17 protein-coding genes are annotated in these 16,367 nt (G+C 58.5%); 12 read left to right on the top strand and 5 right to left on the bottom strand.

Features of this window, described 5'->3' with window-relative positions; translation table 11 throughout:
* Position 1 precedes the first annotated feature (1 nt).
* The 12 genes from U9R25_00520 to U9R25_00465 all read left to right on the top strand — a co-directional run bounded on the left by U9R25_00520 (position 2) and on the right by U9R25_00465 (position 11,008).
* Entirely contained in the window at positions 2-1,048 is a 1,047-nt protein-coding gene (locus U9R25_00520; protein MEA3334363.1) for a hypothetical protein, read from the top strand.
* 73 nt (positions 1,049-1,121) lie between these two features.
* Positions 1,122-1,784, top strand: coding sequence for a cyclase family protein (locus U9R25_00515; GenBank protein MEA3334362.1), 663 nt, complete (start codon positions 1,122-1,124; stop codon positions 1,782-1,784).
* 50 nt (positions 1,785-1,834) lie between these two features.
* On the top strand, positions 1,835-2,530 hold the full coding sequence (locus U9R25_00510) for a hypothetical protein (GenBank protein ID MEA3334361.1): 696 nt from the start codon (positions 1,835-1,837) through the stop codon (positions 2,528-2,530).
* Positions 2,531-2,831: 301 nt separating this feature from the next.
* Positions 2,832-3,794, top strand: coding sequence for a phosphoglycerate dehydrogenase (locus tag U9R25_00505; protein MEA3334360.1), 963 nt, complete (start codon positions 2,832-2,834; stop codon positions 3,792-3,794).
* Between the two features lie 106 nt (positions 3,795-3,900).
* The gene (locus U9R25_00500; protein MEA3334359.1) at positions 3,901-4,701 is read left to right on the top strand and encodes an SDR family oxidoreductase; all 801 of its coding nucleotides are present in this window, start codon (positions 3,901-3,903) and stop codon (positions 4,699-4,701) included.
* 76 nt (positions 4,702-4,777) lie between these two features.
* On the top strand, positions 4,778-5,539 hold the full coding sequence (locus U9R25_00495; GenBank protein MEA3334358.1) for a glucose 1-dehydrogenase: 762 nt from the start codon (positions 4,778-4,780) through the stop codon (positions 5,537-5,539).
* A gap of 23 nt (positions 5,540-5,562) precedes the next feature.
* Positions 5,563-6,339 (top strand): SDR family NAD(P)-dependent oxidoreductase, encoded by a 777-nt coding sequence (locus U9R25_00490; GenBank protein MEA3334357.1) that lies wholly within the window; start codon positions 5,563-5,565, stop codon positions 6,337-6,339.
* A gap of 31 nt (positions 6,340-6,370) precedes the next feature.
* Positions 6,371-7,123, top strand: a complete 753-nt coding sequence (locus tag U9R25_00485; GenBank protein ID MEA3334356.1) for a FadR/GntR family transcriptional regulator — start codon at positions 6,371-6,373, stop codon at positions 7,121-7,123.
* A 1-nt stretch (position 7,124) separates the two neighbouring features.
* Complete coding sequence (locus U9R25_00480; GenBank protein ID MEA3334355.1) at positions 7,125-8,156, top strand: zinc-binding dehydrogenase; 1,032 nt, start codon at positions 7,125-7,127, stop codon at positions 8,154-8,156.
* A 321-nt stretch (positions 8,157-8,477) separates the two neighbouring features.
* Positions 8,478-9,527, top strand: coding sequence for a Gfo/Idh/MocA family oxidoreductase (locus U9R25_00475; GenBank protein ID MEA3334354.1), 1,050 nt, complete (start codon positions 8,478-8,480; stop codon positions 9,525-9,527).
* A 67-nt stretch (positions 9,528-9,594) separates the two neighbouring features.
* Complete coding sequence (locus U9R25_00470; GenBank protein MEA3334353.1) at positions 9,595-10,611, top strand: zinc-binding alcohol dehydrogenase family protein; 1,017 nt, start codon at positions 9,595-9,597, stop codon at positions 10,609-10,611.
* Between the two features lie 133 nt (positions 10,612-10,744).
* On the top strand, positions 10,745-11,008 hold the full coding sequence (locus tag U9R25_00465) for a hypothetical protein (protein ID MEA3334352.1): 264 nt from the start codon (positions 10,745-10,747) through the stop codon (positions 11,006-11,008).
* Between the two features lie 90 nt (positions 11,009-11,098).
* Here U9R25_00465 and U9R25_00460 read toward each other — a convergent pair whose 3' ends face one another.
* The 5 genes from U9R25_00460 to U9R25_00440 are packed head-to-tail and all read right to left on the bottom strand — an operon-like array spanning position 11,099 to position 16,336.
* Positions 11,099-11,578, bottom strand: a complete 480-nt coding sequence (locus tag U9R25_00460) for a hypothetical protein (protein MEA3334351.1) — start codon at positions 11,576-11,578, stop codon at positions 11,099-11,101.
* Between the two features lie 52 nt (positions 11,579-11,630).
* A complete protein-coding gene (locus U9R25_00455) occupies positions 11,631-12,575 on the bottom strand; it encodes a hypothetical protein (GenBank protein ID MEA3334350.1) in 945 nt (314 codons plus the stop codon).
* A gap of 15 nt (positions 12,576-12,590) precedes the next feature.
* On the bottom strand, positions 12,591-14,240 hold the full coding sequence (gene groEL, locus U9R25_00450) for a chaperonin GroEL (protein ID MEA3334349.1): 1,650 nt from the start codon (positions 14,238-14,240) through the stop codon (positions 12,591-12,593).
* A 3-nt stretch (positions 14,241-14,243) separates the two neighbouring features.
* Positions 14,244-15,362, bottom strand: a complete 1,119-nt coding sequence (locus tag U9R25_00445) for a carbohydrate ABC transporter permease (GenBank protein ID MEA3334348.1) — start codon at positions 15,360-15,362, stop codon at positions 14,244-14,246.
* Between the two features lie 20 nt (positions 15,363-15,382).
* A complete protein-coding gene (locus U9R25_00440; protein MEA3334347.1) occupies positions 15,383-16,336 on the bottom strand; it encodes a sugar ABC transporter permease in 954 nt (317 codons plus the stop codon).
* Positions 16,337-16,367 lie beyond the last annotated feature (31 nt).

Here is a 16,367-nt window from a genome sequence, read left to right as displayed (position 1 = left end):
CATGACAAGCATCGTCACATCAGCGCCCGCCAAGATCATCCTCTGCGGCGATCATGGGGTAAACCGCCGGCAGCCGGCACTCTGCACCGCCGTCGACATGCGTACGACCTGTCGGGCAAAGACTCGCTCGGATCAACATTTCACCTTGCGATCGGGAGAACGCTTCGAAACCTGTTCCCGGGATCGTCTTTTCGCCTTCAAAGCTGACGTGGACAGGTTACGGGAGACCGGGCAGTTGGACGCGATACGGGAGATGGCCAGGGACTTTTTTGCACCTACCCGCTACGTGCTGGCCCACGTGATCGAGCAGGTCGGTGGTCCGGGCCTGGACATCGAATGGTTTTCCGATGTCCCTATCAGTTCAGGCCTCGGGTCCGGCGCCGCAGCCTCCACTGCTATGGCGCTGGCAGCCTTCCATCTGGCTGGCTACCAGCCAACTCCGGACGATGTAATCTTTGTGGCCTGGCAGGGCGATATCATTGCCCACGGAGGTATCGCCTCCAGTCTGGACAGCAGCACTATCGCGTTGGGCGGTCTGGTCCGCTACACAGTAGAAGATGGGGCGCAGCCCCTGGCCATACAGAAGGCCTTGCCACTGGTGGTGGGCCAGGCCTTCGTCGAGGATCGCAGCACCGCCAAACTCAACACCATCGTACGAAAATATCTGGAAGCCCATCCTGCCAAGATGCATCTTTTTGGCGACATGGGCTGGTTGTCAAACCAGATCGAAAAGGAGTTGAGCAATCACGACCTTTTCAGCCTTGGCCATTTATTCAATCTCCACCAACTGATCCAGGACAAAATCGGAACATCGGCCCCCGAAAACGACGCTCTCATCGAGGCGGCGATCGGCGCGGGAGCACTGGGCGCCAAGATATCCGGCGCCGGCGGCGGAGGCATTATCATCGCGCTGGCTGCACCGGACGACCAGGCCGGCGTCGTAGCGGCCATCAACGAAGCCGGCGGGCGGGGTCTTCCGGTCACCACTGGTGCGCCGGGTATCAGAGTTGAGTCTGGTCGGTCAGGCGACCGGCAACAGCCTGCGTAACTTCAGTGAATCAGACGAGGCCGGGCTGAAGTTTTGCCCGGACCGACAGTAGCAAAAGGAGCACATACCACAGATGTTCAACCAGGTCAGCATTCCGACAGGCAGGATCGTAGATCTTACCCACGTTCTGCATCCCTTCAAAGAACAATATACGCTGGAGATTTCCCAGCGCGATCAACGCAAGGGTTCCGAAGGCGATATCATGAAGACTGTGTACATGTGGTCCCATGTCGGGACGCATGTGGAAGCACCCCTGCACTTTGTCGAAGATGGCGGCGACACTGCCAGTCTCACCATTGAAAACCTGATGGGCCCGGCCATCGTCCTGGATTTCCGCCACAAGGGCGTCAACGAAGCAATCACGCTGGAGGAAATGCAGGACGCCGGCAATATCCAGGTTGGAGACCGCGTGTTGACTATGACGGGTCGCCACACCCAGTATCGAACGCCAACCTCCCACGATCGTCCTTATATCACCGAAGAGGCGGTACGATGGCTGGTGGAGAATCGAAAAATCAACTGCCTGGGCACCGATAGTTCCGGTTTCGAGGTACGCGGTGTCAGCCATCATCCCAACCACCGCCTGACCATGAACGCCGGCGTACCTATCATCGAATGCCTGACCAACCTGACCGAATTGCAGCAGCAGCGGATCTTCCTGATCGCTCTGCCATGGCCGGTCGTAGGCCTCGACTCGTGTCCGGTGCGCGCCATAGCCATTGAGCCGGAGGCTTAGGACCTGACACATTCAGGCTTTTTTGGAGTGGCAAAATCGAGGATTTACCTATGGAGCAGCAATTCAAAAATGGCACTGGCATGCGGCTGGGTGCGGCTCTCTTCAATGGCGATCACGGGCGATTGGCTGATGAGATCGCACGGCTGGAAGCGGCCGGGCTCGATTTCATCCATCACGACGTCTTCGACGGTCATTTTGTCGCCGACCTGGGTTTTTCACCCCGCACCATTGCTGCCTTGCGACCGCTGACGGCGTTACCCTTTGAGGTACATCTGGGCGTGACTAATGTACGCCATGTGGCGCCGCAACTGGCCGACGCAGGCGCAGATCTGATACTCTTCCATGTGGAGAGTTCGACCATGCCCTACGAGGATCTCTTCTTCGTGCGCGAGCTGGGCGTGACCGTGGGCCTGGCCTTCACGCTGGGAACGCCGCTGGCCTTGCTGGAGCCCGTAATCACCCTGGTGGATGCCATCCTTCTGCTTTCCCGGGTGACGGGCGAGGGGAGCCGAGGGGCTGTGTTCAATCCCCTGGTTCTGCCACGGCTAAGCACGGCTCGCTCTCTGGCCGATAGCGCCGGCGTGGCGTTCGACATTCAGATTGCTGGCAGCGTCAAGCGCCAACATCTTCCTGATCTCCTGGCAGCCGGCGCCACATCCATCGCCTTTGGTGGTGGCATCTACCGTGTGCCTGACATGGCAGCCGAGGTGGTGGAGATGCGGAATCTGATAGAGGAGCAGCGGTGAGGTTGAACGATTCTTGAGACAAACGCGGTGACGCGGCGATAGGGAGACGCGGTGACGCGGCGATAGGGAGACGCGGTGACGCGGCGATAGGGAGACACGGGGACGCGGCGATAGGGAGACACGGAGACGTAGAGATAGGGAGACGCGGTGACACGGCGATAGGGCGACACGGGGACGCGGCGATAGGGAGACACGGAGACGTAGAGATAGGGAGACACGGCGAAAGGAAGACACGGTGACGCGGTGACAGCGCAATGACATGATGGCATGATGACATTCCGACATAACGAAAGGACAACGGATGACCGAAAGAAAATGGCGAGTGCTGATCGGCTCTCGTTCCTTTGGAAAACGAATTCCCGAGCATATCACACAACTCAAACAAGCTGGCTGCGAGGTCATCCCTAACAGCGTCGGACGAGCCTACCGGGCCGAGGAATTGCTTGAGATTCTGCCCGGCATGGACGCCATCATCACCGGCACCGATGAACTCACGGCCGAGGTGATCGACGCGGCCGTGAGTTTACGCACGATTGCCAAACATGGCGTAGGATTGGAGACCATCGATCTGGATGCAGCCCAGGCCCGAGGCATTGTCGTTTCCGCCACGCCGGGCACCAACCATCACTCGGTAGCAGACCTGACCATGGCCCTGTTGCTGGCTGTGGCACGTGGTGTGGTGCGCAGCCACAACGATGTTTGCCAGGGTGGTTGGCAGGCAGTCTATGGCATGGAATTGCAGGACAAAAAAATGGGAGTCGTCGGGCTGGGACGAATCGGCAAGCAAGTCTGCTTGCGGGCACGATCCTTTGGCATGACCGTTCTGGCCTTCGACCCTTACCCGGATTCTGCATGGGCGGCCGAAAATGGGGTTACTTTCGCGTCTCTTGCCGAGCTGATCGCTCAAGCCGACGTTGTGTCGCTGCACGCGGCAGTCGAAATGATCGATGGGCCACTGATTGGAGCCAGCGAGCTGGACATGATGAAACCAACGGCAATACTGGTCAATACCGCCCGCGGCGCGCTGGTGGACGAAGAGGCGCTGGTCACTGCTCTTCAGGAAGGTCAGATTGCAGGAGCCGGCCTGGACGCCTTTGTCACGGAACCCCCGGTCGACAGTCCCCTGCTCGACCTCAATAACGTCGTGCTCACCGCTCACCTGGGCGGCCGTACCGTCGACGCCCAGCGCAAGCAAGGGAAAATGTGCCTGGAAAACTGCCTGCGGGCGCTGCGTGGCGACGAACCGCTGTACCGGGTGGTCTAGATGGTACCGCTGATTCCGGATTGATGTGCTGCCCGTAGAAACAAGGTTGGCCGAACAATCCGGATCGGGTTCCAGGCAATAATCAGCAGGCAAGGAAACGGAAATCATGAGCTCGTTTGTTGAGAGACTTTTTTCTTTGGGCGGCAAGACAGCCCTGCTCACCGGCGCCTCAGGCGGTATCGGACAAGTGCTGGCAGGGGCATTGGCTGATGCAGGCGCAACCGTCGGCGTACACGGCCGCGATCTCGGACGGGTGCGAATCGCCTGCGACATGGTCGAGCAAGCCGGTCAAAAGGCCGTGCCACTGGTCGCGGACGTGGCCGATGTCGATGCTTGCCGCCATCTCGTGGACGACCTGGTCGCAGCCACCGGCCGCCTCGATATCCTGATCAACTGCGCGGCTACCAATCGCCGCAAGCCAATTTCCGAAGTCACCGAGGAGGACTGGGAGATCATCACGGCGGTCAATCTGCGTAGCGTCTTCTTCCTGAGCCAGGCTGCCCACGCGATCATGCGCTCTCAGGGTGGCGGCAAGATTATCCATGTCGGGTCGATCAACATTACCTTTGCCCTTGACACTGTTTCCGTCTATGGCGCCAGCAAGGGAGGAATGGCTCAGCTGACCAAGGCGATGGCGGTGGAATGGGCACCGGATAACATCCAGATCAACTGCATCTCGCCTGGTTTCATGCTGACTCCCCTCTCCCGGCCGCTCTGGCAAGATGAGGAAAAAGCACGCTGGTTCCGACAGCGGATTCCTGCACGGCGCCCGGGGAACCCATCGGATTTGGTTGGTGTCACGTTGCTGCTCGCCTCCAACGCCTCCTCCTACATCACCGGCCAAAACATCATCATCGACGGTGGTTTTGAAGCTGGTGGATCGTGGCTACGCGACATTGACGCGTAAACAAAGTGTTCGATCGATGGGTTACTAAGAATGGATAGTTGGCGTCAATGGCGTGGAAAATGAAGAGGAGTCCACCATGAGATTGAAGGATAAAGTAGCCATCGTTACTGGCGCAGGCGCAGGAATGGGTCGAGCTGTAGCCACTGGCTATGCGAAAGAGGGCGCCAGACTGGTGCTTGCTGACATCAAGCGGAACCTCTGCCGCGAGACAGCTTCGATCATCCAGGATGCCGGCGGCGTAGCCACCTTCATCATGACCGATGTCACGCAATTCGCCGGTGTGCAGGCCATGGTTGACGTGGCCATTCAACGATTCGGCAGGGTCGATATTCTCTACAACAATGCCGGTATCCAGTTTATGCGCGCCGATAGTCGGGCCCACGAGCTGTCCGAGGATATTTGGGACCGCACGGTTGCCGTGAATCTGAAGGGTTCATGGCTTTGCGCCAAGGCCGTTATCCCGTTTATGCTTCAGCAAGGCGGAGGGTCCATCATCCTCGTCGGGTCTCCGACCGGCTATCGCGCCTGCGCTCCAGGGTACACCGCTTACAGCGCCAGCAAAGGTGGCGTGATCGGGCTGACACGGATCATGGCCATAGATTATGCCCGCGACAACATTCGGGTCAACTCTCTTTGTCCCGGCACCACCGAAACGCCGATGATCTCCGCCGTGCTCGAGGACGAGGGGGTCCCGCAACGCCTGGCCGAAGCCATTCCCATGGGCCGAATCGGCCAGCCCGAAGATGTGGTGGGTCTGGCGGTGTTCCTCGCCTCCGACGAGTCCAGTTTTTGCACTGGCGGTTTCTACGTGGTGGATGGTGGCATGACTGCAATGTGAGGCACCGGTGGAGGTGAATTATTATGGATCTGCAAGGCAAGGTAGCGTTGGTAACAGGTGCCAGCAAAGGGATTGGCCGCGAGATCGCCCGGGTGCTTGCCTCGAAGGGCATGGCCGTGGCAGTGGCCGCACGCTCCAGGGAGGTCGAGCAGACCGCCGAAACCCTCCAGACCGCAGGCTATCAGTCCATCGCCATCCGCGCCGACGTCAGCCAAAAAACCGCTGTCGAGCGCATGGTGGCACAAACTGAAGATCGGCTGGGTCCCCTGTGGCTGCTTGTCAACAACGCAGGCGCCCTGCGCACCGGACCTACCGCGGATATGAGCGAAGCCGACTGGGACACCTGCTTCGATGTGGACGCCAAGGGGGTATTCCTCTGTTCACAGGCTGCCATCCGGCGCATGATACCCCGATCCGGCGGGAGAATCGTAAACATATCGTCTATTGCCGGAATCATCGCCCGCGAAAAGCAGATCGGCTATTGTTCCGCCAAGGCTGCTGTCAATCACTTCACCCGTTGCCTGGCAGTAGAAATGGCACCTCACGGGATTACCGTCAACGCCGTCTGCCCGGGAATGACCTGGACAGAGATGCTCGCAGAATCGGCGGTCGACCGCAACCTCGATCTGGACGCCATGACGGCCCTCATCCCAGCCGGCAAGATGGCAGATCCAAGCGACCATGCCCATCTGGTCGCTTATTTTGCCTCAGAAGACGCAGGGCACGTTAGCGGTCAGGTTGTCAGCGTCGATGGCGCTCAAAGCCTGTACATGCCTCTGATGGCGCAAAGGATCGGCTGATGTCCAAGACCACAGCTTCGGGAGAGACTCCATGAACCCAGGCAGCCCGTTTCGGGCAGTCGGAACAAAAGAAAACCTGGTTGACCAGGTAGTCCTGGAAATCGAAGGGCTGATCGTCCAGGGTGACCTGGCACCGGAAACGCGACTGCCCCCGGAAAGGGAACTTGCCGAACAACTCGGCGTCAGCCGTACCGTCGTGCGTGAGGCGGTGGGCATCCTTGTAGCCAAGGGCTTATTGGAAACACAACACGGCGTCGGTACCCAGGTCCGGCAGCTGACCAGCCAACAGGTGATGGAGCCCCTGGGTCTCTACTTGCGAGCCCACGGAAGCGGAACGATTTCCTTTCACGACCTTCACCAGGTGCGGTCGATACTGGAGGTAGAGACTGGTGGCCTTGCCGCCTGCCAGGCCACCGACGGAGAATTAGCCCACCTCAGGGCAATCTTCGAAAGCATGGAAGCGGCTCAGGCCGACGTCGAACTGCTGGCGGTCCACGACACCGAGTTCCACAGGGCAATCGCAGCAATGACCCACAATCCTCTCTTGATCGTCCTGATGGACTCCATCCGCGACCTCCTGTACGAATACATTGCATTGGTGACGGTCTTTCTCGATCCCTGGAAAGACAACATCCCCCATCACAGACGGCTGCTCGAACGAATCGAAGCACGTGATGCCGAGGGAGCCCGGCAGGCCATGCGCGACAATCTTGAGCAGATGCGAAAAAATACGGAGCGATACGCCCAGCTGGCCGCGCCAGTCGTAGACAGGGAGGGATGCTGACATGAAGGCCCTCGTGAAAGAGCGGCCGGGGCCCGGGCTTTGGCTGCGAGACCTTCCAAGGCCCGGCATCGAACATCCCAACGACGTTCTGTTCAAGGTCGCGTACTGCGCCATCTGCGTGGGCGAGGTCAAGGTCTACGATTGGAACGAGTGGGCCGCCAACGATTCGACATTGAAGCTGCCCACAGTACTGGGCCACGAGGTATCGGGTGTTGTGGCCGAGGTTGGCAATGCCGTCAAGCGCTTCCAACCGGGCGACCGCATCGTAGTCGATCCACTGATCCATTGCGGCCATTGTTTTCTCTGCCGCAAAGGTGCCACCAACATGTGTTTGGAACGGGAAATCTACGGCAAACAACGGGGAGCCTTCGCCGAATACGGGGTGCTTCCCGAGGGGTCGCTCTGCAGAATGCCCGACAGCCTGGGGATGGCCGAGGGTGCGCTGCTGGAGAACCTGGGTATCGCCGTCCACGCGGTCGAAGTCGAGCCCCACGATCCAGGCGACACCGCCGTAGTGGTCGGCTGTGGACCCATTGGAATCCTGGCAGGCCAGACGCTGGCAGCCTATGGCGCCACCGTGATCCTGACCGATCTGTCAGCGCCCCGTCTCGAGCTGGCCACAACGATCGGTGCTGGCACCGTGGTCGATGCCAGCCGGGAGGATCCCGTCGCCAGGGTTCAGGCGATGACCGATGGGCGGGGCGCTGACTTCGTAATCGAAGCAGCAGCCACACAATCGGGACTGGAACAGGCCCTGGCTCTGGTTCGCAATGCCGGTACTGTGGTCACGATCGGCACCTTCGATGCACCGGTGTCAATCAATCCCTTCTTCGCCTTGACCCGCCGCGAGATCAAGCTATTTGGCACCATGGGCCGCACGTGGGAGACCTGGCGGCGCATGGTACAGCTGGTGGAGGCAGGAATGATCAATCTGAAGCCGCTCATCAGCCATGTCTTGCCACTGGAGGAATATGAGCGTGGATTTGAACTGGTCCGGTCGAGTGAGACGATGAAGGTTCTGTTTGAGTTGTGAGGGGGGACAAGGAAACAAGTAGATAAGTAGATAAGGAAACAAGTAGACAAGTCAACATGAACGTTGGCGCACCAGCAACGATGAAAATGCAGGCTGGCACGGTCGGGCCCACTTCGCTGGCGCTGCGGGGTGCTTCGCAAAGACCGGCCACGGCAGCACGCTACGCCAGCAGGCGTGCCGAGAGGCAGCAAGCGGTGCGTGACGTCAGCAGACGGTGCGTGAGCTAGCTAGCCGATCCGTGAGGTAGAGCGCCACTTTGAGAACAGTAGACAAGGAAATGCATGTTCTGTAAACGCATTGCTGGACAGAGGAGCTGTTGTCATGTCCGATAAGTTGAGGTTTGCGGTGCTTGGCACCGGTTTCTGGTCACACTACCAGATCCCGGCCTGGTTTGAGGTCGGTGGTGTGGAGTTGGTCGCGGTCTGGAATCGAACCCACAGCAGAGCGCTGGCGGTGGCCGAAAAGTTTGGCGTGCCACAGGTCTACCGGGATGCCGAAACCCTGTTCCAACAGGAGCAGCTGGATTTTGTCGATATCATCACCGAAGTGGCAGCCCATGCTGCCCTGGTGGAACTGGCAGCCCAGTATGGGGTGCCGGTTATCTGCCAAAAACCGATGGCACCTGACTACCAGACTGCACAGCAGATGGTGGCCGTCTGCAGAGATGCAGGTGTTTCCTTGTTTGTACACGAAAACTATCGCTGGCAACACCCCATTCGCGAGGTCAAACGGGTCATCGACGAGGGCCAGATCGGCAAGCCGTTCCGGGGCAGGTTTCAATTCCTTCATGCCCTGGCGCCTTTCGTCTGGGATAATCAGCCATTGCTCAAGACACTGCCTCGTTTGATCGTGGCCGATCAGGGCAGCCACCAGTTCGACCTGGCGCGCTTCTTTTTCGGCGAGGCCCAGAGCATCTACTGCCAGCATTCCCGGGTGCGGGATGATATCCTGGCAGAGGATGTAGCTTCGGCCCTGCTGCGAATGGGTGACATCATCTGTAGCGTGGACATGAGTTTCGTCAGCAAGGTCGCCTGGGAGCACTTTCCCGAAGAAATCATTTTCATCGAGGGAGAATTGGGAACCGTGGAATTGAAGGCAGATTTCTGGATCCATCTGACCAGGGACGGTGGCACCCGGGTCTGGCGCATTCCTCCCCCCCACTATGCCTGGGCCGACCCTGCTTACGATGTGAACCACGCCAGCATGGTGCCGATTCACCAGGATTTCCTGCGGGCGTTTCGCTCGGGTGAACCGCCCGAAAACACTGGCGAGGACAATCTGAAAACGATGCAATTGGTGTATGCCGCCTACGAGTCGGCGGCGCGGAACCAGGTTGTCAGTTTGGATGAGTACGGAGTAGGGAGCTCTTAGGAGTTTCCACCAAGCTCCGACGAGAACCAATGCGCTCTAATGAGTTCCCACGAACAGGAGATCACCCATGCGCGCTTTCATCATCAATGGCCCTTTCGACTCAATGATCGGCAGCTGGGAAAAACCTGTTCCTGGACCCCGAGAGGTCCTGGTCGAGGTCGGGGCAGCAGGAATCTGTGCTGGCGATCTCTACGCGTACACGGGCAAAAACCCCTACGTCATCTACCCCATGATCTGTGGACATGAAATCGCTGGACAAGCAGTTGAGGTTGGCAACCGTGTCGAGGAGTTGATTCCAGGAACGCAGGTGGTCGTCGAACCCTTCATCGGCTGCGGCGAGTGCTATCCCTGCCGCATCGGCAAGTCCAATTGCTGTGCCAATCTACGCATCATCGGAGCCCATCTTCCAGGCGGATATGCCGAGTATCTGACAGCGCCGGTTGAACTGATACATCCGGTGCCACCTGGCCTGTCGTTGTCCGAAGCCTCCTTTGCCGAGCCGGTCGCCATCGGCGTGCAGGCCTGTCGTCGCGGCGGCGTGGGTAGCGAGAATGTGCTGGTGCTGGGTACAGGGCCTATCGGCCTGTCCGTGATCGAGGTGGCCCGGGCCCGCGGCGCCAGGGTCCTGGCGACAGATATCGTGCCCGAACGCCTGAGGACTGCCGCCGAATTTGGTGCGGATACAGTTCTGGCTGACGCCAACTTGCTGGAAACTGTGCTGGACCGAACCGACGGCGAGGGTTTCCCTGTGGTGATTGAAGCCACCGGTAGCCCCCGGGTCATGGAACAAACCGTCGACCTGGTAGCCGCCGGTGGGCGAATCGTGATCCTTGGCCTGGTTAAACAGGGGACAACCGTCAGCCTGCCCGCCCTCGATTTCACCCGCAAGGAGATGACCATCCTTGGATCCCGGGCGTCGGTAGACTGTTTTCCGGAGGCATTGGAGCTGATGGCGGCGGGGGCAATCACCTATCCCCGCGTGGCGACCGAGTTCAACCTCTGGGACGCACCCCAGGTCTTCAAAGCCATGACGGAAAACCCGGGCATGGTTCAGAAAGGGATTCTGGTGCGAGACGATCTTTGAGAGAAACTCTATTGTTCCTTTGCCTGCCCTGAATTTTCTGGGTTAGAATGCCCCGTTGTCAGGACGCGCGAACAAACATCCTAAGGTCAGATTTCCGCTCAGCGCGTCCCCATGCCCGCACCAGGAGGTGCTCATGACGCTTGGCAGAATTGTCGCTCTCCTTTCGGCGATGACGGTGATCTTCCTGATCCCATTTTATGGCTCTCGAATGCCGTTGACGAGTCCGACAGGCCTTCTCCCGTCTGCCCATGCGGCCCCAGTCGACAGCACGCTCATCGAGGCAATTGCCACATCAGAAAGTGGCCAGGCGCGGTTCTTCGTGATCATGAATGCACGGGCCAATCTGAGTCGGGCCAAAGAGATCGACGATTGGGCAGCCCGGGGCCAGTTCGTGTAGGACACCCTGCGGGACACAGCGGAAAGCAGCCAACGGAGAATAATAATGTAGGCGCTGCAAGCCGAAGCCCTGGCTGGCACGGTTTCATACTTAAAGCCCTACTGGATCGCCAACGTGATCGTGGTTCAGGGGGACCGGCAGGCAGCCAATGCCCTTGCCACCTATCCGGAAGTAAGGGAAATTATCGCCGAACCCAGGGTGCAGGCACCCAATCCCGTTATCGAGCCAACAAAAGCTATCCCGGGAAACTCCGAAGCGCTTGCCTGGCGTGTGGCCAAAATCGGCGCCGATCAGGTATGGAACACCTACAGCGTTCGCGGCGAGGGTATCGTTGCAGCCAATATCGATACGGGCGTTCGCTACAGCCACGAGGCCCTGGTGCGCCAGTATCGAGGCAACCAGAGTGGCACGCTGTCCGGTCCCTTTGACCATGACTACAACTGGTGGGATGCCCGCAGCCTGGCCAGTGTCTCTGGTACACCGTCTCCTTTCCCGGTTGGCGCCTATCCAGGCTTCCCCAGCCACGGCACCCACGTCATGGGCACCGAGATCGGCGAAAACGCCAGCCAAATCGTTACCCTAAACGCGGCCCAAGAGAGGCCGCTGCCCGGCAGGCAACTGGTCAAAGCCGCAGGAGCTCGCCGCCGATCAAACCAAGCAGCAGGGGTGCCGAAGGATGGAAACCCCAGGGAGCGGCCACCGCAGAGACAACCCCTTGGGGAGTCAGATCGAGCGATCGCGCCTCCCAGGATTCGCCGTCATCGCGCGAGACCATGACAGAGTCCCCCCGCAGCACAAGTAACGACGGGTCTTCCGGATATTGAGGGGAAAGCACGATGCCATTGATGGCGCCTGCCAGCTCATCCTGACCCAGGGGGAACCATGTCTGACCAGAATCCCTGGAGCGGAACAAACCATTCAATTCTGTGCCGGCGAAGATCGTTTTATCCTCGGCGAAATCGGGTGATATGGCCAGGCGGAGAACAGGTGCAAGATCGGTGGGAAAAGCCAGCTCGCGCCAGGCACGCCCCCCGTTGGTGCTGCGAAAGATCCCCGTTTCCGTTGCAGCGTAGAGAGTCTCGTCGTCGGTATAACCGGGGGAAATTGCCAGTGCCATCACGGCCAAATCAAGCAGGCCAAAATTCCATGATGCCCAGCTCGTTGCGCGATCTGCGGAGCGAAAGACGCCATCATCGAGAGTCGCGGCAAACAGCGTGCCATCGCGCCTGTAGTTGGGTGACACAGCCAGATCTGACACGAAGGGAGGGGGAGAGCCAAGGAGGGCTACCTGCCAGGTATCGCCCCGATCCAGGGATCGCAGAATGCCACCGGGCGCGCCGGCAAAGAGGTGCCCATCACGCTGAAAATCGGGAGAGAGCGCAACGGCTGACGTCGGCAGCTGGCTCTGGAGGTCCATCGATTCATAGGCATCCTGCCAACTACGGCCGCCATCAGTGGATCGCAGGAGACCCGAATTCCGAGCGGCAAAGCAAGTGCTGTCGGCTGCAAAGTCTGGGGAGACGACAAGCAAGTGAACGTAATTCTGGAGTTGGGTTTCGTTAGTCATAACGAGCTGCTTCCCTCAGAGGCGCTTTCTCGTGGCAGGCTCGCGCTTGATCTGCCGTTCAGGCTGCCTGTGGTGGACGATAACATCGACCGTCAGGGCCAGAGCTGCACCGGAAACGGCTGAAAAGACAGCTGCCTTTTGCACGGCGGTCGCGTCGACGATGCCAGCCTCCTTCATGTTGACTACAGTCTCAGTCGTCACATCGAATCCGTAGCCATTTCCGGCCAGCCGGATGTCGGCCATCACGTCGCTTGCGTCGAGCCCGGCGTTCTGCAGAATGGCACGAATCGGTGCCTCCAGTGCCTTGATCAATATTTGGAAGGCTGCTCGTTCGTCGACGCTCTCGCTTTGCTGCAATCGCTCCCGGAGAGCGGGGCGACAGGCCAACAAGGCAACGCCCCCTCCAGGAACGATTCCGTCGAGCATGGCGGTACGCATGGCCGCCGCGGTCCGGTCGGCCACTGCCTTTCGAAAATCCACTTCCAATTCCGTATTGGCGCCAACCCATAGCGTTGCCGATCCGCCCAGCAACTTACCGATCCGCTCTCTCAGCTTATCGACCAACACCAGGTTTTTCGTGTTATCATAAGAGGCGCGCACGGTAGCAATGTGATTACGCAACGCCCTGGCGCCGCCGCCACCGCCGATGATGCCGAAGTTCTTCAAATCTGCCCAGGCGCGCCGGGCGTTGCCCAGATCCTCGGGTTGAACACCGTCAAAGGTATCTCCCGCCACCTGGATGAAGGAACGACCACCGGTCAGGATAGCCAGGTCTTCCAGGGCCCAAAGCTGCGCTTCCACCCCATAGCCAGGCGTCGTGACAGCAACCGGTTGGAATCCCTCCTCTTGCCGATTTGCCAACAGAATGGAGAGCGCGTTGTCGCTGATCTTGCCCGCGACGATCAGCAGTCCCTTGATGTTTTCCCGTTTCGCCATCTCCAGTAACGGCAGCAATTGCGCGGGATCATCTATCTGCAAATCACTGATCAGAATATGGGGGTTCTGCAGTTCGCTGCGCGTCCTGGCGTGATCGGTGATCATCTGGCGGGACATCAGGCCGCGCTCCCAGTACATCCCTTCCACATACTCACGCCGCATATCCCGGGTCCGCCCTTTGCGGATCTCGAGCCTTCCGAACTCGCCGATTATGTCAAATATCTCACCCAGTAGCCTGGCCATGGCCGGATCGTAGCAGATCGTTTCGGCCAGGTGGGCCAACTGCTGCTTGCCGGATACCGGCTCGGTCATCCCGCCCAGTTGGTCCAGTATGATCTGGAGTCCTTCCGTCAGGTGCTTCTCCAATATCCGGGCGTTACCGCCGGAAGCCAGGTAACGAATGCCCTGGTTATAGATCGACTGGAACAGCACGGCGGCGGCGGCTGTGCCATCTCCCACCTCATCATGTAAACGCCAGAGCATCTCGCGAACGAACATGGCGCCCACATCCTCGTCCCGGTCAGCAAGCGCGATGATTCGCTTCACAATGGTGCCGCCGTCATCCAGCATCTCGGGGGTCTTGTCGTCCAATTCTCGCTGAATCACCACGGTGCGCGAGCGCGGGCCCAATGTAGGACGCACTGCATTGACAATCTGGTTAGCTCCGCGCTGGAAGCCGCGATAGGTATTGGGCTGAAAGACGACGCGTTGGGGTTTGCCTCTCGGCATATGCTATCCTTTGATTGCCCCCGCCATCACACCCTCCACGAAGAAGCTGCGGAAAAGCAGATAAACAATCACTAACGGCACCACCGAGGCGAAGATAGCGGAGTAGATGAGTTGGAAGTTGGTCGAAAATTGACCCACGGCGCTCTGGGTGAAGGGCAAAAGGGTTGAGTTGGCGGGGTCCAGATACACGTAGGGCTCAAGGAACTGGTTATAGATCAGGGGCAACATAATAACAATCAGACTGACGATTGGCACCTTCAACAGCGGTAACAGGATGTAACGAATGTACTGCATACTGCTGGCACCGTCGATCTGGGCCGAGTCCTCCAGTTCCTTGGGAATACCGGAGATGGCTGCCGTAAGAATCATGGTCGATAGGGCAGTGCCCTTGATGTTGATGAGCACAATCGAGCCAAGCTGCAGCGCTTGACGCGTGGTTCCGGGATCGCCATAACCGGGGATCAGCTTGGCGAACCACTGAATCATCAAAAACTGAGGCAATAAGATAAGCATGGCTGGGATAACCATCTGCAGCAGGTATAGATTGTAGACAAGCATCTGATCCTTGCGTCTCAACCCTGCCAGGCCATACCCGGTAAATATTGACAGGACTATGCCCAGGGCAAGACTGGTGGCCGTCACAATAAGCGTTCTGAACAGTGCGCCCCAGAAGCTGGTGCCATACAATTCGCCCGTTAGCAAGGTTTTCCAGCCGTTGAAGGTATAGAATCCCGCAAAGAAGTCTCGGATTTGTGCCTCAGGAACGTCGTACCTCTCACCGATTTGGCGCAGCGAGGTACGCGCCATCAGGAATTCCGTTTGCGGAATACCGAAGGCCTCCTTCAGGTCCTTGAGGTCGAGATCGTAGAACACCGCCAGGTTACCGACCTGGGCGTCCAAATTTACTTCATCCGCCTCCGGGATCCAAAGGTGGAGATCAGTCGAGTCCTTGGTGCTGACGAACGACCGGATAAAAAGTGTGTAAAAGGGAAACAATGTGAGGAGAGTATAGACTAGCATCACCGTGACGGCAAGTATCCGAACGAGTCGTTTGCGATTGGTAGAGGACAACATGGGTTGCCGAATGGATCGCTGATCCGAAGCAGTAGCAGAGCCTGACATGGCAACTGATCTCCTCGCTGTTAGTATTGCAGCCGTCGCTGCAGTCGCTGCAGAGCGACACCAAGAACCACCAGGGGCAGGAAGGTCTCGACTGCCAGTGTCATACCCATGGCCAGCCGTTCAACCTGAAACCCATAGGTGAAGAACAGAATGCTTAACAGCTTGGCCTCTGGATTGACGTAAAGAGCACCCATGGCCACCAGTTCGTCGAAAACGGCGAAGGAGCCGATCAAACACATTGTCGTGGCCAGCACAAAGGATGGCAGCATCTGGGGAAAATAGACCTTCCAGAGGCGCTGCCAGTAACTCGCGCCGTCTACGATGGATGCCTCGATGGTTTCCTTGGGAATCGCCAAAAGCCCAGCCAGAAAAATCGCCATGTTGTAGCCGGCGTATCGCCAGCCAACCAGGCCCGGCAAGATAAAGGCAGTCCCCTCGGCAGAAAAGATATCAATCGGTTTTTTCAACAACCCAACTTCCTGAAGCAACAGGTTTGCCGTTCCGGTTTCCTGGCTGAAGAGCATCACGGCCATGTAACCAACCGCCAGACCCGACACCATGAGTGGCAGATAGACGATGGTGAAGAATCCGCCCCGGAAACCAACCTCGTACATGAGCAATGCCAGCGACAATCCAAAGATATATACCGTCGTATAATTAAAGACCACAAAGATAAGGGTGCGTCGCAGCGCCGGGAAATAGTCACGTTGCACACTGGGATTATCGAAAATTGCCGTGAAATTGCGCAATCCAACCGGATTGATCGCTGGATCGTTAAACTGGGACATGTCGGTGAACAGGATCGGGATGGCGACGAAGAAGGGCACAATCGTCAATAGGACGAAAAGAAAGAGCTGCGGCGTGATGAAGGCCCAATCACGAAGAATACGCCGTCGTTCCAGCTTGCTTATCCTGGGTTGATTGCCTGATTTATCCGTAATCCCGTTGGACTGCTGTCCGGTTGTTGGTGCCATAAGCATCTCCGCTGGCGAACTGCCTGGTACG

This window comes from Chloroflexota bacterium (genome assembly GCA_034717495.1).
GTDB lineage: Bacteria > Chloroflexota > Anaerolineae > JAAEKA01 > JAAEKA01 > JAYELL01.
Note: the sequence above shows the minus strand (reverse complement) of the source record. Positions and strands in the feature narration are given on the sequence as shown.